Origin of the sequence: Achromobacter sp. Root170, assembly GCF_001428165.1 — a bacterium.
Taxonomy (GTDB): Bacteria; Pseudomonadota; Gammaproteobacteria; order Burkholderiales; family Burkholderiaceae_B; genus Achromobacter; species Achromobacter mucicolens.
Map to the genome: position 1 here is coordinate 54,617 of NZ_LMHN01000019.1, position 17,747 is coordinate 72,363.

Genomic DNA, 17,747 nt, shown 5'->3' on the forward strand with positions numbered 1-17,747 from the left:
TCTCTGCTTACTTGGCCGCGGGCGTGGTGCCGGCCGGCGCGCCCGCGCCGAGCGACTTGTCGCGGGCGGCGGGAATGACTTCGGCGCCACCCACGATTTCCACCTTGGCGCCGGCGCGCAGGCGGTCGGTGCCTTCGGTGACGACCCGATCCCCGGGCTTGAGTCCTTCGTTGACGGCGACCATGCCGGCGTTGATGGCGCCCAGCTTCACCGGGCGCACCGCGATCGTGTTGTCGTCCTGCACCAGGAAGACGAACGCGCCGGCCGAGCCCTGCTGGACCGCCGCCGTCGGAATGGCCGTCACGTCCTTGCGGGTCAGCACGTGCAGCCGCACGTTGACGAACTGGTTGGGGAAAAGCGCATCGTCGGTGTTGTCGAAACGGGCCTTGAGCTTGAGCGTGCCGGTCGCCACGTCGATCTGGTTATCCAGCGTCTCGAGCGTGCCCGAGGCGATGCGGCGGGTGTCGGCGCGGTCATAGGCGTCGACGGCCAGCGTCTTGCCGGCCGCCAACTCGGCGCGCACTTCCGGCAGCTGCGTTTCGGGCAGGGTGAAGACGACAGAGATGGGCTGGGTCTGGGTGATGACGACCAGCCCGTTGGTGTCGGAGCTGGACACCAGATTGCCGCGGTCGACCTGACGCAGGCCCAGGCGGCCGCTGATCGGCGCGGTGATGCGGGCGTAATCCAGTTGCAGCTTGGCATTGTCGACATTGGCCTGGTCGCTCTTGACCGTGCCTTCGTACTGGCGCACCAGCGCGGCCTGCGTGTCGACCTGCTGGCGGGCGATGGAGTCCTGCTTGAAAAGGGCCTGGTAGCGTTGCAGGTCGCGGCGGGCGTTTTCCAGCTGCGCGAGGTTCTGCATCTGCGTGCCGCGCGCCTGGTCAAGCGCCACCTGGAAGGCGCGCGGGTCCACCTGGGCGAGCAGGTCGCCGGCCTTGACCTGCTGGCCTTCCTGGAACGCAACGTCCACAAGTTCGCCACTGACGCGGCTTCGGACGGTAACGGTGTTGTAGGCGGTGACGGTGCCCAGCGAGCGCAGGAAGATGTCGATGTCCTGCTGCGCGGCGGTGGCGATACGGACCGGGACAGGCATGTTGGCCATGGCGGCCGCGGGCGGCCTGCCGCCTGTCCGCCCCCCCGGGCCCGCCTGCTTGGCCGACGGCCGCAGCACCACCCAGGCAATCGCCGCGACGGCAAGCAGCAGCAAGACCAGACCGACGACGCGGCGGCGGCTCCAGCGGGAGGGTGGGGATACGGGACGGCTATCGGACATGGACTCGGTTCCGGCACACTCGGAAGGAAAGCCGTATTGTCTACTAGACCGTCCCGGTTTCGGCCCTGGTCGCCGTCAGCCTGAAACTACCCGCAACAGGAATCCGGGCCGCGAAACCGTACGTAACTTGCGCCTAGGAACTGCACAAGGTCATCTGGAATGCCACGTCGCGGGCCACCTGCTGAGGCTTGAACTCCCCGTCCTGCGTGGAAAAACGTATCCAGATCATGTACTTATTGGCGCTGATCTCAGGAAAGACGCCCTGGGCGGGATCCACCCAGACGCGCAAAAGCTGGAACTGCTTGCCGCCCAGCATCTGCTGATAGGCGCCCTGCTCGGCCACGATGTCGGTCTTGCGGCCGGACTCGCGCAACAGGCGCAGCGCCAGCGTCAGACCGTCGTAGAGGGGAATGAAGGGCGACACCCAGGCCTGCAGGTCCGCGCAGCGCGCGGCTTCGGGCTTGTTCTGCCAGGCATAGTAGGACGGCATGTCGACCTGCGTGGCGCTGCCGGGCATCGACAAGCGGCCGCGCAGGCTGGTCAGCCATTCGTTCTCGCGCAGCGACTGGCCGGTCTTGCCGGGTGCAGCCAGCGCACTGGCCACCTTTTCCATTTCGCGCAGCATGCTTTCCAGCGCGTCCTGAGCAACGCCAGGATGGTCGCGCAGTCCGACCAGCGCCAGGCGCTGGCGTTCAAGGTCCTGGAGGATCGCCCCCTTTACGTCGGTGCGTTCGCAGGCATCGAGCAGATCGAACAATGAGGAGACGGCAACCTGATGCTGGCGTGAGTCGCCCTCGCGAGCAAAGAAGAAGAGCCTGTCGAACAGGTATTCCAGCCGCAGATAAGCACGGATGCGCTCATTGAAGGGGTATTCGTAAACGATCACGCTTTTTTACAGGCCCTATCAGTGGTTGGCCGGCGGGCCAAGAATTTTCAGGGGTGCCGGCAGCCGCTGGCTTACCGGCCCGTGGTGGTCGCCAGCGCCAGCCAGCGGTCATGCAGGGTCAACGCCCGCGCGCGCAATTGATCCGGCGTGGTCGTTGCGTCGTTGAGTATGACGTCGTCCGCGACCTCCAACCGGCGTGCCCGCGCAGCCTGTGCCGCCATGATACGCCGGATGTCCTGCTCCGTCAGCCCGCTGCGCTGCTGCACGCGGGCCACCTGCGTCTCGGGGTCGCAGTCCACCACGCAGATACGATCCACGCGATCGCGCCAACGGTCCAGGGACTCGACCAATAGGGGCACCACAAAGACCAGATACGATCCTTGGGCGGTCGCCGCCTGACGTTCCGTTTCGCGGCCGATGACCGGATGCAGCACGGCCTCCAGCCGCAGGCGGACCTGCGGATCGGCGAATGCCTGCGCGCGCATCCATGCGCGATCCAGCGCGCCGTCGGGCGTCAAGGCCTCGCGGCCGAATTCGCGTTCGATCGCCGGCATGGCGGCGCCGCCCGCGGCGGTCAGCGCGCGCGCGATCTCGTCGGTGTCGACCAGGGCCGCGCCCCACTCGGCCAGCATGTCCGCCACGCGGGACTTGCCCGAACCGATGCCGCCCGTCAGACCAATCTTGAACATGCGCCTTTCCTCATGTGCTCATGAATTGCAATACGCCATGCTCGCCGCCCAATAGCAGCATGACCAGCCCGGCCAGCGCCAGATAGGGTCCGAAGGGCAAGGGCTGGCCGCGCCGGGCACGGCCGGTCAACGTCAATGCGCCGCCAATCAGCACGCCCACCAGCGATGCGCTCAAAAGCAGCATCGGCAAGGCTTCGATGCCGAACCACGCGCCCAGCGCGGCCAGCAACTTGAAGTCGCCCTGCCCCATGCCTTCGCGCCCGGTCAGCAGGCGGAACACATGAAAGATAACCCACAGGAACAGATATCCCGCCACGGCGCCGACCACTGCCATCTGCACGCTGGCGAACGCATCGAAGAGGTTCACCAGCAGACCCGCCCACACCAGCGGCTGGGTCAGCACATCGGGCAGCAGCGTCGTTTCGAAATCGATCCAGGCCAGCGCCACCAGCGTGGCCGACAGGCCCATGGCGGCAAGCGCGATCGGCGTCGCGCCAAAGCGCAGCGCGCAGCCGGCAAAAAGCGCGCAGGTCAGCAGTTCGATGACGGGATAGCGCCAGCCGATGGGCGCATGGCAGGCGGCACACCGGCCGCGCAGCAACAGCCAGCCGAGCAGGGGAATCCGCGCCATGCGGTCCAGGGGCGCCTCGCAGGCGGGGCAATGCGAGGCCGGCGACCACAGGCCATAGTGGCCCGGCGGCCGCGGCTTGCCGGCCGCGTCCATGCACTGCGCCTGCCACTCGCGCTCCATCATGCGCGGCAGCCGATGGGTCAGCACCGTCAGCCAGTTGCCCACGAACAAGCCGGCCAGCGCCGCCGCGCCGATGAAGACGCCCAGGGGCAGATCAAGGATTTGCCACATCGCCGTCAACGCCCCGCGTGGCCCGGACACGGCTGCCCATCCGACAGGCCGGGGATGGCGCAAGGGATGAGGGGCCGCGCGCGGCCATGTCGTAATTTGTGCATAAAGTGCGGCAGATGCCCGGGAACGGCTAAGGGGAACGTATCGAATCTTCGCATAAGTGCGTAAAATCGGAGACAGACTCAATTCACGGATAAGCTGCCATGGCCGCGCGCGTCGATATCGTTTCCCGCTCCCCCAAACTCGGCGTCATGGGGCTGCTGTTAGCGGGCGCCGTGATAGGCGCTACCGGCTGCGCCAAGCAGAAGGCCGAAGGCTACTACGACCTGCCGGCGGAAAGCACCGTGACCGACGCGCAGTACCAGGGCTCGGGCGCCGGCTACCGCAACATCATCCGCGCGCCGTCGCAAGTGCAGATCGAGCTCAAGCCCGACGCGCGCCGCCAGCAGAACCAGAACCAGCAGGCCGTTGCCGCGGGCCAGACCACCGAAGACGGCCAAGCCGTGCCCGAAGGCGCCGAAGGCGGCTCGGGCGGATCGGGCAAATCGGCGCCTGCTCCCGCCGCGGCGCCTGCCGCCGCGCCCAGCGGCATCACCCACAGCCTGGTGCCGCAACCTCAGACCTACATGGGCACGCTGCCGTGTTTCTCGCCCGCCATGCAATGCACGGCCCAGCGCGTGACGCTGACGCTGGCCCCCAATGGCCGGTGGCGCGGCCGCACCGCCTACCTGGACAACGATCCCAAGAAGGGTCCGCCCGTGTCCGAGCAAGGCTGCTGGGACGCCACCGACGAACGTCCGCCGCGCGTCATCCTGATGGACGGCCAGGGCAACGTCCGGGTGGAATTCCTGGTTGCGGCCAACAACGTGCTGCGCGTGCGCTCGATTGGCGGCCAGACGCCCAACCTGAACTACAACCTGACCCGCCAGCCGGATCTGGACCCCATCGACGAGCTGGCAAACGCCGCCGCGCCCAAGTGCCCCTGATCGCAAGGCTGTCCGCCCGCGGCGACTGAACGCCGCCGGACACCACGCCGCCGCACCCCTTCCCGGGCCTGACGAACACCCTGTTCGTCAGGCCCGAATTCATTGGGCGACGGCATTGGGGCGGCGCGGCGAGCACGCCGAGCACGCCGAGCACGCCGAGCACGACAGGCGCGACAGGCCCGACGGACGCGACAGGCGTGGCGGCAACGTCAGGGAGGCACCGGTTTTGATGGGCATGCGCCATACGCGCCGGCGGGTTCGTGCAGCACCTGGGCGGGCGCGCTGGCACCGCCCGGAGGCGGCATCGGGCTGGGGCGCCACTGCGCGCCCGGGACGGGCGAGGCGCCTGACTGCCCGTGCGCACACAACCGGCACGCAAGCTGCATGGCGTTTCGGGCGCCTAATTTGGCGAAGATGCGGGCGCGATGGGCCTCGACCGTGCGCAGGGAGATGCCCAGGTCGATGGCGATGACCTTGTTGGCCCGCCCGGCCGCCACGTAATCGACGATCTGGCGTTCGCGGGCGGTCAGGGAGGACAGGACGGCGTCGAGTTCGGGGTGAGGAAAAGACATGGGGCAGCTCGCTTGCAATGTAGGATTGCAAACAGTCTGCCCCGGTGTCACAGCCGGCGTAAGCTGACAATTCTGATAGGGGGTGACCAAAACACCCCGCATCATGCGCCCGCGGCTAGCCCGCCTTCCGCCTGCCTCAGGCGGTGTAGTCCAGTTCCAGGTTGTCGATCAGCCGCGTGGCGCCCAGCTTGGCGGCAGCCAGCACCACGACGGGTTCGCCGGCCTGCAGGTCCGCGGCCTCGGGGCGCTTCAGATCGCGCTGGCGGCGCAGGGCCACGTAATCCACCTTCCAGCCGCGCTGCGTCAGACGCTGGACGGCATCGTTCTCCAGGGCGGCGGCGTCGCGCTCGCCCCGGGCCAGGCGGCGGCCGATCTCTTGCAGTTCGGCGTACAGCGCCGGCGCTTCGGCACGTTCGGCCTCGCTCAGGTAGCGGTTGCGCGAGGACAGCGCCAGCCCGTCGTCCGCGCGCACGGTTTCATGCGCCAGCACCTCGACGGGCAACTGGAACTGGCGGCACATGTTGCGCACCACCATCAGCTGCTGGTAGTCCTTCTTGCCGAACACGGCCACACGCGGCTGCACGCACGAGAACAGCTTGAGCACGACCGTGCTGACCCCGGCGAAAAACCCCGGACGGAACTCGCCTTCCAGGATGTCGCCCAGGTCGTCGGGCGGCTGGATGCGGAAATTCTGCGGTTCGGGGTACATCTCGCGCTCGTTCGGCGCGAACAGCACGTAGACGTCGCGCGCCGCTTCAAGCTTTTCGATGTCGGCGGCCAGGGTGCGCGGATACTGGTCGAAGTCCTCGTTCGGGCCGAATTGCAGGCGGTTCACGAAGATGCTGGCCACGACGGGATCACCGTGCTGGCGCGCCAGCTTCATGAGCGCGAGGTGGCCTTCGTGCAGGTTGCCCATGGTGGGCACGAACGACACGCGGTTCTGTCCGCGCAGGTGATCGCGCAATTCCTGGATGGTGTGTACGACTTTCAAGGGAAATCTCCGGGGGAGTGGCGCCCGGTCAGGATCAGGCCGCGACCGCTGCCACGCTGGTATACGCCAGGCGCACGTAGATGGGAGCATAAGGCTCCGCCTGCGTGATCTCCAGCAGCGATTCGCGCGCCAGCTCGAGCATGGCGATGAAATGCACGACAACGACCGCGGCGGGCGCCCCCTCGCGGACGCGCTCCATGAACAGGTCGCCGAATTCCATGAAACGCACGTCGTTCAGGCGGCGCAGGATGTGCGTCATGTGATCGCGCACCGACAGCTGCTCGCGCGTGATGTGGTGGTGCTGGTTCAGCTTGGCCCGCTTCATGATGTCGGCCCACGCCGCGCGCAGGTCGTCCACGCTGACGTCCGGCAGCGCGCGCTCGACGCTCAGGTCGGCCACGGCCTGGCTGCTGACGAAATCGCGGCCCAGTTGCGGCAGCTTGTCCAGCTTCTGGGCGGCCAGCTTCATCTGCTCGTATTCGAGCAGGCGGCGCACCAGTTCCGCGCGCGGATCCTCGGGCTCTTCGCCGGTGTCGGTCTTTTTGACCGGCAGCAGCATGCGCGACTTGATCTCGATGAGCATGGCCGCCATCAAGAGATATTCGGCGGCCAGTTCGAGGTTGGTAATGCGGATCTGATCCACGTACGACAGGTACTGCCGCGTGACATCCGCCATGGGGATGTCCAGAACGTTGAAGTTCTGCTTGCGGATCAGGTAAAGCAACAGGTCCAGCGGCCCTTCGAAGGCTTCGAGAAAGACTTCCAGCGCATCGGGCGGAATGTACAGATCCGTCGGCATCTGGAACAGCGGCTCGCCGTACAGACGCGCAAACGCCACGCTATCGATGGTGTCGGGCGTGCTGTCGACGGACGGTTCCACTAGCTTGGCCAGGGCGTCGCCTGGCACCGAGGGGTTCTGGACCATGTGTGCCGCAAAAGTATCAGTCGGCCTGATACACGTACGGCTTTTGCGCCACGCGGGCCGCGCGGAAGCCTTCAAGCAGTTCCTGGTCCTGCTGCTTGTCCCAGAGACGGGCGCGTCCCTCGCGCTGGCGCTCTTCCGTGCCAGGGTGGGATTTCTTGTAGTCCTTCAGGAACTGGGTGATCTCGGATTCGTAGTTGGTCGCCATGGCACCAATTTCATTAGGTTGCAGATGTCGCGAGTTTACTTCACGGCGGGCGGATCCCCGGCGTTACAATCGTCAGGCTCTCATTGCAGCCTTCCGACATGTCCGCAGAATCCGCAGCCGCAGCCAATCCCGCTCCGCCCTCAACCCCGGACGCGGTGCGCGCGGCGCGCATGATCCCCTTCATCGTGGGATGCGCGCTCTTCATGCAGATGCTGGACGCCACGGTCGTGGCGACCGCCCTGCCCGCCATGGCCCGGGCCCTGGGGTCCACCCCCGTGCGGCTCAACGTGGCCATCACCTCCTACCTGCTGGCCGTCGCCGTCTTCGTGCCCATCAGCGGCTGGGCGGCCGACCGCTACGGCGCCCGGCGCGTCTTCATCACCGCGATTGGCCTGTTCACGCTCAGTTCCGTCGCCTGCGCCCTGTCGCAGGACCTGCAACAGCTCGTGCTGGCGCGGATCGTGCAGGGCATGGCGGGCGCCATGATGGTGCCCGTGGGGCGGATCATCCTTTTGCGCACCGTGCCCAAGCAGGATCTGCTCAAGGCCATGTCCTTCCTGTCCATTCCGGCCCTGCTGGGACCGGTGATCGGACCGCCGCTGGGCGGCTTCATGGTCACGTACATGTCGTGGCACTGGATCTTCCTGATCAACATCCCGATCGGCATCCTGGGCATCTTCCTGGTCCTGCGCTTTGTCGCGGAAATCCGCGAAACCGGCACGCCCCGCCTGGACTGGATCGGCTTCCTGCTCAGTTCGGTGTGCCTGGCCACCCTGGTCACCGGCTTCGAGGCCATCGGCCGCGACGTCATGCCGCTGCCCATCCTGCTCAGTCTCATCGGCGTGGGCATCGTCTGCGGGCTGCTGTACGGCGTGCACGCGCGGCGCACCGAACATCCCATCATCGACCTGTCCCTGATGCGGATTCCCACTTTCGCCATCTCCACGCTGGGCGGCAACCTGTGCCGCTTCGCCGTCGGCGCCACGCCCTTCCTCCTGGCCATGCTGCTGCAGGTGGGCTTTGGGCTGTCGCCGTTCTCGGCCGGCCTCATCACTTTCGCCAGCGCCGCCGGCGCGCTGCTGATGAAATTTGTCGCCACGCCCATCGTGCAGCGCTTCGGCTTTCGCCGCGTGCTGACCCTGAACGCCATCCTGACCGGCGGCTTCATCATCGTCTGCGGCGCCTTCAACCCGGCCACGCCCGTCTGGCTGATGATCGCCATCCTGCTGGTGGGCGGCTTCTTCCGGTCGTTGCAGTTCACCGGGGTAAATACGCTAACCTATGCCGACATCCCGCCCGCCAAGATGAGCCGCGCCAGCAGCTTCTCGGCCATGGCGCAGCAACTGGGCATCACGCTGGGCGTCGGGGTGGCCGCGGTCACGCTGAACATCAGCATGTCGCTGCGCGGCGCCGAAACGCTGGCCATCAGCGACGTGGTCGCCGGCTTCGTCGTCATCGGCCTGCTGTGCATGGCATCGACCTTCTCCTTTAGACGCCTCGACCCGCTGGCCGGGGCACACCTGAACGGCGCGAAAAACAGTGACGACGAATGAATTTGTCCTAGCCCTGGACCAGGGCACGACCAGCTCCCGAGCCATCGTCTTTGACCGCGAAGGCGTCGTACGCGGCGTTGGCCAACGCGAATTCCGCCAACACTATCCGCGCCCGGGCTGGGTCGAGCACGATGCCAACGAAATCTGGCACAGCCAGCTCGACGTCGCCCGCGAAGCCCTGCGCAACGCCGGCGCGGCCGCCGCCGACATCGCCGCCATCGGCATCACCAACCAGCGCGAAACCACCCTCATCTGGGAACGCGCCACCGGCCGTCCGCTTGCCCGCGCCATCGTCTGGCAAGACCGCCGCACCGCGCCCCTGTGCGACAAGCTCCGCCAGGACGGCCATGGCGACTTCCTGCAGGCGCGCACCGGCCTGGTCGTCGACGCCTACTTCTCCGGCACCAAGCTCGCCTGGCTACTGGACCACGTGCCCGGCGCGCGCAGCATGGCCGAACGCGGCGAACTGGCCTTCGGCACCGTCGACACCTGGCTCATCTGGCAACTGACCGGCGGCGCCGTCCACAGCACAGACCCCAGCAACGCCTCGCGCACCATGCTCTTCGACCTGCACACGCAGGACTGGAACGACGACATCCTGGCGCTGCTCAACATCCCGCGCAGCGTGCTGCCCCAGATTGCGCCCAGCAGCGCCATCGTCGGCGACGCCCTGCCCGAATGGCTGGGCGGCTCCGTGCCCATCGCCGGCGTCGCCGGCGACCAGCAGGCCGCCACCTTCGGCCAGGCCTGCTTCACGCCCGGCATGGCCAAGAACACCTACGGCACCGGCTGCTTCATGCTCATGAACGTCGGCGACAAACCCGTCGAATCGCGCAACAACCTCTTGTCCACCGTCGGCTGGGGCCTGCCCCAACCCGGCCACGACAAATGGAAGCCCGCCTACATGCTAGAAGGCGGCGTCTTCGTCGCCGGCGCAGCCGTCCAATGGCTGCGCGACGGCCTGGGCATCATCCAGCGCTCCGAAGACATCGAATCCCTGGCCGCCAGCGTCTCCGACACCGACGACGTCTTCATGGTCCCCGCCTTCGCCGGCCTGGGCGCCCCCCACTGGGACCCCTACGCCCGAGGCACCCTCGTCGGCCTGACCCGCGGCACCACCCGCGCCCACATCGCCCGCGCCACGCTGGAATCCATCGCCCTGCAAAGCGCGGAACTTCTCACCTGCATGAACGCCGACAGCGGCATCGCCCTGACGGAACTGCGCGTCGACGGCGGCGCCGCCCGCAATGACTTGCTGATGCAGATGCAGGCTGACATCCTGGGCGTTCCGGTCGTGCGTCCGCGGGTCCCTGAATCCACCGCCCTCGGTGCAGCGGGCCTGGCAGGCTTGGCCGTGGGATTCTGGTCCAGCCAGGATGAATTTGCCTCCAAGTGGCAAGCCGAACGCACCTTCAGCCCGACTTGGCCGGAATCTGTCCGAGAAGCGCGAATGAAGCGGTGGCGGCAGGCGGTGGAGTTGTCGAAAGGCTGGTCGGCTGGGGCCGGCAAGTAAGGGCGATTTGAGAACCCGGTGTCAGACACCCAGTGACACCGCGGCAAGTTGGGCCGTCATTTCAAGGGTGTCAGACACCTACGCAGAGACACCTACGCAGACACCTACGCTGCGGCAAGAACTCAAAAACCAAGCCGCCACACGCGAAGCGTCATCGCCACGACGCAAGACACCGCGTAAGTCACCGGAGGCCGCCCGCGCGGCCGAACGGTGACGGGCAGCGCAAACTGCTTCAAAACCACGCTGCCGTCGAAAAGCACCTCAAGTACTCCACCCGACCCAGCGCCCACCAAGCTCAGGCCACTCGAGCCCGGTGCGGCGTCGGCCTGGGGTGCGCGGGGCGTGTAGATGCGCCCGAGGGAATCGGAAGGCAGTCGCCGCAGGCGACAACGACGATGACGACGGGGCAGTCCGGAGCGAAGGCTCCGGACCGCAATCGTAGCCCCGCGCGCCCCAGGCCGACGACGCGCCGGGCGTCTAAAGAACCCCGCCCACCGCCAGCAGCCAGCAGCCAGCAGCCATCACCATTCAAGCGCAAATCCCATTCACAAACACGCGAGCCGTAGAAGCCAGTCAAGGGAAACAGAGGTCAGCCACTCAAGCAGCCCGAACCCCAATCGCCACCACCCTCGCAGTGAACCCCTTCAACAACTCCTCCCGCGTCGCCTCAGCCCGCGCCATCGACGCCTCCTTCACATGCCCGTACCCGCGAATCTCCTCGGGTACGCTAGCCAGCGCCACTGCCTTATCCAGATTCCCGCGATTCAACTTCCCCAAGATCGCCGTCATCGTCTCCCGATACTCCTGGATCAACGCCCGCTCCGCCCGCCGCTCCTTCGTATACCCGAACGGATCGAACCGCGACCCGCGCAAGAACCGCATCCGCGCCACCACGCCAAACACCTTCAGCATCCCCGGCCCGTAAGCCCGCTTCACCAGATGCCCGTCCTTGTCCCGCCGCGCAAACACCGGCGGCGCCAGGTGAAAGCGCAGCTTCCAATCCCCCTCGAACTGCTCACCCACCCGCTTCACAAACTCCCCGTCCGAGTACAGCCGCGCGACTTCGTACTCGTCCTTGTAGGCCATCAGCTTGAAGTAATAGCGCGCCACTGCCAGTGCCAATCGGTTCGTGCCCGTCGCCTCCCGCTCCGCCCGCGCCACCTTGTTCACCAGGTCCGTGTAGTGCTTTGCATACGCCGCGTCCTGGTACTGCGTCAGGAACGCCTCGCGCACCGCCACCATTCGCGCCAGTTCGCCCGCCGGCTGCTTCAAGTCCGCCACGGGAGTCGGCGCCCGCGGCCGCGTGATCTCGATGATGTCGTCCGGCTGCGCGGGCGACACGCCGCCGTTGGCCATCAGACGCGCCACCGCCGCCGGCTCGTGCGCCGCGCGGCGTCCCCATGCGAATGCCGCAAGATTGTTCGCCACCTGCTGGCCGTTCAGTTCGATCGCCCGCAACAGCGCCTCGCGCGACAGCGGTATCCAGCCCTTCTGGAATGCGTAGCCCATCATCAGCGGATTTGAGTAGATCGCATCGCCCAGCAGCACCACCGCCATCGCGGCTGCGTCCATAGCGGCCAGGTTGTCCTTGCCGCACGCGCTTTGCAGATCCGACGTCAAGTTCGCGCCCGGCAGCGTCCACGAAGGGTTCGACACGAACGCCGCCGTCGGCGCCGTATCGCTATTGAGCAACACATGCGTGCGCCCTGGCGTCACCCGGGCCATCGCCTCCGGACTCGTCGCCACCACCAGATCGCCCGCCAGCAGCAGGTCTGCCTCGCCCATCGCCACCCGCGTGTTCAGCAAATGATCCGGCGAGCCTGCCAGCACCACATGGGAAAACACCGCGCCGCCCTTCTGCGCCAGCCCCGCCATGTCCAGCACCGAACAGCCCTTGCCCTCCAGGTGCGCCGCCATGCCCAGCAACTGGCCGATCGTCACCACGCCCGTGCCGCCGACCCCCGCGATAAAGACGCCATAAGGCACATCCAGACTATGCAAACGAGGCGCCGGCACATCCTCGTCCGGCGCACCGCCCGATTGCGCCAACGCTGGCGGCTTCTTCAACTTGCCGCCCTCCACCGTCACCAGGCTCGGGCAAAAGCCCTTCAAACAGGAGAAATCCTTGTTGCAGCTCGACTGGTTGATCTTGCGCTTGCGCCCGAACTCGGTCTCCAGCGGCTCCACCGAAAGACAGTTCGACTTCGCCGAGCAATCCCCGCACCCCTCGCACACCCGTTCATTGATGACCACGCGGCGCGCCGGATCCGGATAGGCATTGCGCTTGCGGCGGCGGCGCTTTTCCGTGGCGCAGGTCTGGTCGTAGATCAGCACCGACACGCCCGGATGCTCGCGCAGCTCGCGCATCACCGCGTCCAGCTCGTCGCGGTGGCGCACCGGCACACCCGGCGCCAGGTCCGACACCTCCACGTACTTGCGCGGATCGTCCGTCACCACCACGATCTTCTCGATGCCCTCGGCCGCCACTTGGCGCGTAATCATCGGCACGCTGATCGGGCCGTCCACCGGCTGCCCGCCCGTCATCGCGACCGCGTCGTTGAACAGGATCTTGTATGTGATCGGCGCCTTGGCCGCCACCGCTGCCCGAATCGCCAGCAGCCCCGAATGAAAGTAGGTGCCGTCGCCCAGGTTCGCAAACACGTGCTTTTCCTCGGTGAACGGCGCCTGCCCCAGCCACGGCACGCCCTCGCCGCCCATCTGCGTGAAAACGTCCGTGCCGCGGTCCATCCATCGCACCATGTAGTGGCAGCCGATGCCCGCCATGCCGCGAGACCCCTCCGGCAGGCGCGTCGACGTGTTGTGCGGACAGCCCGAACAGAACCAGGGCTTGCGCTCCTCGACCACGCGCGGACGCGCCAGCGCCGCTTCGCGGGCTCGAATGAATTCCAGCCGCGCCTCGATGCCCGCGCGCACGTCGTCCGGCAACGCGAAACGCAACAGGCGCGCCCCGATCGCCTTGGCAACCATCGCGGGCGAAAACTCGTAATGCGCCGGCAGCAGCCAGTTGCCCTGCGGCACCGACCACTCGCCGCCATCCTTGTCGTCGAACTTGCCCACCACCCGAGGAATCTTCTTGCCGCTGCCGATCCAGCTGAACAGCTCCTCCTTCAGCTGGTACTCCAGCACCTGGCGCTTTTCCTCCACGACCAGGATCTCGTCCAGCCCTTCCGCGAAACGCTGCGTGCCCGCGGACTCCAGCGGCCACACCATGCCCACCTTGAACAGCCGCACGCCGATGCGCCGGCACACGTCTTCGGACAGCCCCAGGTCCGACAGCGCCTGGCGCGTGTCCAGATAGGCCTTGCCCGAAGTCATGATGCCGAAGCGCGCCGCCTGCTGCGGCACCTCCCAGAGCTCCCGGTTCAACCCGTTGGCGCGCGCATAGGCCAGCGCCGCGTACAGCTTGTAGTCCAAGAGCCGCGCTTCCTGCTGCAACGGCGTGTCCGGCAGCCGGATGTTCAGGCCGTCCGGCGGCAACTGGAAATCCTCGGGCAGCACGATGCGCACCCGGTGCGGATCCACGTCCACCGACGCCGATACCTCCACGATGTCGGTGATGCACTTCATGCCGACCCACACCCCCGCGTACCGGCTCATCGCCCAGCCGTGCAGGCCGTAGTCCAGCACCTCCTGCACGCTGGACGGGAACAGCACCGGGATCATGCAGGCCTTCAGGATGTGGTCGCTCTGATGCGGCAGGGTCGACGACTTGGCGGGGTGGTCATCGCCCGCCACCACCAGCACGCCGCCATGGCGCGCCGTGCCCGCCGCGTTGGCATGCTTGAAGACGTCGCCGCAGCGGTCCACGCCCGGCCCCTTGCCGTACCACATGCCGAACACGCCGTCGTACTTGGCGCCGGGAAAAAGGTTCACCTGCTGCGTGCCCCACACCGCCGTCGCGGCCAGGTCTTCATTGATGCCCGGCTGGAACTCGACGTGGTGCGCCTTCAGATGCGCGGCGGCCTTCCACATGTTCTGATCGACGCCGCCCAGCGGCGAGCCCCGGTACCCCGACACGAATCCCGCCGTGTTCAACCCTGCCTGCGCATCGCGAACGCGCTGCATCATGGGCAGCCGCACCAGCGCGTGGATGCCGCTCATCCAGGCGCGGCCGGATTGCAGGGTGTATTTGTCGTCGAGCTGAACGGATTCGAGCGCCGCGCGGACGGCGGGCGTGAGGGGGGCATTCATGTCTACTCCAACATCGGATGCCCCAGCAAGCGGCGCGCAGCTCCACAGAACGCACGCGGGCCAGCAAGGGCCGTGAAAGTGAAGTCCTGATGCGTTCACGCCTTCTGCGGGCCGAATCGCGCTTGCCGCGCCGGCTGGCCAAAAAATAGGGCCAGCTGACGCTAGTCCTTTCGGTTGTACCCCCTGGCCCACAGGCGGGCAATAGGGCGATGCGATAATTGCCGGCATGGACTTCGCCCCTCGCATCGTCGCCTGGCAGCGCCAGCACGGCCGCCACGATCTCCCCTGGCAGAACACCCGGGATCCCTACCGGATCTGGCTATCCGAAATCATGCTGCAGCAGACCCAGGTAGCCACCGTCATCCCCTACTACGAGCGCTTTCTGCAACGCTTTCCGGACGTCGCGGCGCTGGCCGCCGCCTCGCAGGAAGACGTGATGCCGTTCTGGGCCGGCCTGGGCTATTACGCCCGCGCCCGCAACCTGCACCGCTGCGCCCAGGAAATCATGCGCGACTGGGACGGCCGCTTTCCGCCCACCGCCGAGGCCATCGCCACCCTGCCCGGCATCGGCCGGTCCACCGCCGCGGCCATTGCCGCGTTCTCGAACGGCGAGCGTTCACCCATCCTGGACGGCAACGTCAAGCGCGTGTTCACCCGTCACTTCGGCATTGCGGGCGACCCGGCCAAGCGCGAGGTCGAGCAGCGTCTCTGGGCGCTGGCGCATGCGCAGGTGGACGCCGCGCCCGGGCTGGACATGGCGGCGTACACGCAGGGGCTGATGGACCTGGGCGCCACGCTCTGCACACGCGGCAAGCCCGCCTGCGACAGATGCCCCGTCGCGGACACTTGCGTCGCGCGCCGAGAAGGCCGCCAGGCCGAGTTGCCCACGCCCAAAGTGCGCAAGGCCATCCCCGAGCGCGAGACCTGTATGTTGGTGCTGCGGCACCAGGGCGCTTTCCTGCTGCAGCAGCGCCCCGAACCGGGCATCTGGGGCGGGCTGTGGAGCCTGCCGGAGTTCGACGCGGCAGGCGACCCCGACAGCGCGTCACGCGCGTTGGGGCTGGAGCCGGAGCAGCGCTTCGAACTTGCCGCTTTCGCCCACACGTTCACGCACTACCGGCTGCACATCCGTCCGTGGCTCGTGCCCGTGCGCGCGGTCGCGCTGCGGGAACCGGCCCTGCCCGAGCGCTGGGTGCCGGCGGACAAGCTGGGGACGATGGCGCTGCCCGCGCCGGTCAAGAAGCTGCTGCAAGGACTGGTGGATGCCGGGATGCAGGACAGCCTGTTTGACGAGGAAAACGCGGCGTAGAGACCGGACGGGTTGGCCGGTGTGGGCTTGAGCGGTGTCAGACCCCCGCCCCGCTCAGCAGCATCACCAGCTTCAGATCCGGGTGCGTCGCCAGGCGGAAGGTGATCTGCTGATACGCCAGTTTGCCGCGGCGCGGGTGCAGGAATTCGCGTAGCCCGCCTTCGCGTTCGACCACCGCGTGGCGGGTCCACCAGTGTGAGAAGACGACGCTCTGGCGGCTCAGGCTGTCCAGCAGCGCCAGCACGGCCGGTTCGTCCAGGTGCGCGCCCGCGTCGGCGCGAAATTCGGCCACCACGCGGCGGGCGCGCTGGTCCCAATCCACCACCAGTTCGCGCGCGGCGGGGTCCAGGAAGATGTATCGCAGCAGGTTCGGGGCGGGGTCGCGTTCGGGCCAGTGGTCGAACAGGTCGACCAGCGGCGCATTGCACGCCAGCACGTTCCAGGCGCGGTCCAGCACATACGCCGGCGCATTGATCGCGTTCACGCATTCCTGCAGCGGGCCCGGCGCGCCGCCGGCGTCGTCGCGGGCGTGCTGCGGGTCGGCGCAATCGGCCAGGTCGAAGAGGTAGGCGCGTTCCGCCCGCGCCAGTTGCAGCACGCCAGCGATGCGCGACCACACCGACGGCGACACCGACACCTCGCGCCCCTGCTCGATCCACGTGTACCAGGTGACGCTGATGCCGCAAAGCTGCGCCACCTCTTCGCGCCGCAGCCCCGGCGTTCGCCGCCGGGATCCCTCGGGCAGGCCGGCCATCTGCGGCGTGATGCGCGACCGGGCGCTGCGCACGAACTCGCCCAGCGCGTGGCGGCGCAGATGAGAGCCTTCGTGGCCGGGCGTGACGGGCTGGGGGGAAGTATTCATACCAGGATGAGCAATGGGCTTGTACGTGTATACGGGCCCGCCTATCTTAGCGCCTGCACCCTTTCGCAATCCCGAATGGATTCCCGGCAACAATCCGCGCCGCGTTCCCGACACAAGGACCCCTCATGACCGCCAGCACCCACGACGCCGCCGTCGACCGCCAATTCAGCCCCCGCGCCGCCGCCTACCTGACCAGCGCCGTCCACGCGCAAGGCGAAGACCTGGTTCAGATGGCCGCCATTGCCGGCCAGCACCCCGCCGCGCGCGTTTTGGATCTGGGCTGTGGCGGCGGCCACGTGAGCTTTCACGTGGCCCCGCACGTGGCGCAGGTGACCGCCTACGACCTGTCGCAGCAGATGCTGGATGTCGTCGCCGCCGAAGCCGCCAAGCGTGGCCTTGCCAATCTGATCACCCGGCAAGGCAAGGCCGAGTACCTGCCCTTTGGCGACGGCGAATTCGACCTGGTGATGTCGCGCTACTCCACCCACCACTGGCAGGACGCCGGGCGCGGGCTGCGCGAAGCCTTCCGCGTGCTCAAGCCGGGCGGCATTGCCGTGTTCGCCGACGTGGTGTCGCCGGGCGAGCCGCTGCTGGACACCTGGCTGCAAACCATCGAGGTGCTGCGTGACACCTCGCACGTGCGCGACTACTCGGTGGCCGAATGGACCCGCATGCTTACCGAGGCCGGCTTCACGCTGCAGGAACTGGCGCCGCGCCGCCTGCCGCTGGAATTTCAGTCGTGGGTCACGCGCATGCGCACGCCCGACACGCTGGTGGCCGCGCTGCGCCACATGTTCGGCATCGCGCCGGACGTCGTGCGCGCGCACTTCGACGTGCGCGACGATGCCTCGTTCACCAGCGACACGGCGACCATCGTGGTGCGCAAGCCGGGCTGAACGGCAAGACTGA

General features: G+C 67.4%; 14 protein-coding genes and 1 pseudogene. 5 read left to right on the forward strand and 10 right to left on the reverse strand.

The genetic code is table 11. The features are described 5' to 3' along the window. Positions 1–7: 7 nt before the first annotated feature. The 4 genes and pseudogenes from ASD87_RS24290 to ASD87_RS24305 form a co-directional block, all read right to left on the reverse strand. Complete coding sequence (locus ASD87_RS24290; RefSeq protein ID WP_056327493.1) at positions 8–1,273, reverse strand: MdtA/MuxA family multidrug efflux RND transporter periplasmic adaptor subunit; 1,266 nt, start codon at positions 1,271–1,273, stop codon at positions 8–10. A 133-nt stretch (positions 1,274–1,406) separates the two neighbouring features. Next, the gene (gene zapD / locus ASD87_RS24295; RefSeq protein WP_056327494.1) at positions 1,407–2,159 is read right to left on the reverse strand and encodes a cell division protein ZapD; all 753 of its coding nucleotides are present in this window, start codon (positions 2,157–2,159) and stop codon (positions 1,407–1,409) included. Between the two features lie 46 nt (positions 2,160–2,205). Next, positions 2,206–2,848 (reverse strand): annotated as a pseudogene (gene coaE, locus ASD87_RS24300) (dephospho-CoA kinase); the annotation flags it as partial. A gap of 10 nt (positions 2,849–2,858) precedes the next feature. Continuing rightward, a complete protein-coding gene (locus ASD87_RS24305; RefSeq protein ID WP_056327498.1) occupies positions 2,859–3,710 on the reverse strand; it encodes an A24 family peptidase in 852 nt (283 codons plus the stop codon). A gap of 203 nt (positions 3,711–3,913) precedes the next feature. Here ASD87_RS24305 and ASD87_RS24310 point away from each other — a divergent pair, with 203 nt between their 5' ends. Further along, positions 3,914–4,696 carry a copper resistance protein NlpE N-terminal domain-containing protein gene (locus tag ASD87_RS24310; RefSeq protein ID WP_056327500.1) on the forward strand — a complete coding sequence of 261 codons (783 nt, stop codon included), beginning with the start codon at positions 3,914–3,916 and terminating at the stop codon, positions 4,694–4,696. A 209-nt stretch (positions 4,697–4,905) separates the two neighbouring features. On the opposite strand, the gene ASD87_RS27535 is transcribed toward ASD87_RS24310, so the two are convergent. From ASD87_RS27535 to ASD87_RS24330, 4 genes are all read right to left on the reverse strand, one after another. Then, positions 4,906–5,268, reverse strand: coding sequence for a response regulator transcription factor (locus ASD87_RS27535; RefSeq protein WP_056327502.1), 363 nt, complete (start codon positions 5,266–5,268; stop codon positions 4,906–4,908). Positions 5,269–5,404: 136 nt separating this feature from the next. After that, the gene (gene panC / locus ASD87_RS24320; protein WP_056327503.1) at positions 5,405–6,259 is read right to left on the reverse strand and encodes a pantoate--beta-alanine ligase; all 855 of its coding nucleotides are present in this window, start codon (positions 6,257–6,259) and stop codon (positions 5,405–5,407) included. Between the two features lie 34 nt (positions 6,260–6,293). Then, entirely contained in the window at positions 6,294–7,184 is an 891-nt protein-coding gene (locus ASD87_RS24325; RefSeq protein WP_056327505.1) for a ScpA family protein, read from the reverse strand. Between the two features lie 16 nt (positions 7,185–7,200). Beyond that, the gene (locus tag ASD87_RS24330) at positions 7,201–7,389 is read right to left on the reverse strand and encodes a DUF3460 family protein (protein WP_056327507.1); all 189 of its coding nucleotides are present in this window, start codon (positions 7,387–7,389) and stop codon (positions 7,201–7,203) included. Positions 7,390–7,487: 98 nt separating this feature from the next. Here ASD87_RS24330 and ASD87_RS24335 point away from each other — a divergent pair, with 98 nt between their 5' ends. Both ASD87_RS24335 and glpK read left to right on the forward strand, forming a co-directional pair. Further along, positions 7,488–8,942 carry a DHA2 family efflux MFS transporter permease subunit gene (locus ASD87_RS24335; protein ID WP_056327509.1) on the forward strand — a complete coding sequence of 485 codons (1,455 nt, stop codon included), beginning with the start codon at positions 7,488–7,490 and terminating at the stop codon, positions 8,940–8,942. Then, positions 8,929–10,455 carry a glycerol kinase GlpK gene (gene glpK, locus ASD87_RS24340; RefSeq protein WP_056327511.1) on the forward strand — a complete coding sequence of 509 codons (1,527 nt, stop codon included), beginning with the start codon at positions 8,929–8,931 and terminating at the stop codon, positions 10,453–10,455. Before ASD87_RS24335 ends, glpK begins: the two co-directional genes overlap by 14 nt. A 597-nt stretch (positions 10,456–11,052) precedes the next feature. On the opposite strand, the gene ASD87_RS24345 is transcribed toward glpK, so the two are convergent. After that, positions 11,053–14,667, reverse strand: coding sequence for an indolepyruvate ferredoxin oxidoreductase family protein (locus ASD87_RS24345; RefSeq protein WP_056327513.1), 3,615 nt, complete (start codon positions 14,665–14,667; stop codon positions 11,053–11,055). Between the two features lie 226 nt (positions 14,668–14,893). On the opposite strand from ASD87_RS24345, the gene mutY reads away from it, so the two are divergent. Continuing rightward, positions 14,894–15,976, forward strand: a complete 1,083-nt coding sequence (gene mutY / locus ASD87_RS24350) for an A/G-specific adenine glycosylase (RefSeq protein WP_056327515.1) — start codon at positions 14,894–14,896, stop codon at positions 15,974–15,976. A gap of 37 nt (positions 15,977–16,013) precedes the next feature. Here mutY and ASD87_RS24355 read toward each other — a convergent pair whose 3' ends face one another. Beyond that, entirely contained in the window at positions 16,014–16,838 is an 825-nt protein-coding gene (locus ASD87_RS24355; protein ID WP_056327517.1) for a helix-turn-helix transcriptional regulator, read from the reverse strand. A gap of 125 nt (positions 16,839–16,963) precedes the next feature. Between ASD87_RS24355 and ASD87_RS24360 the strand changes: the two genes are divergently transcribed. Then, a complete protein-coding gene (locus ASD87_RS24360; RefSeq protein WP_056327519.1) occupies positions 16,964–17,734 on the forward strand; it encodes a class I SAM-dependent methyltransferase in 771 nt (256 codons plus the stop codon). Positions 17,735–17,747 lie beyond the last annotated feature (13 nt).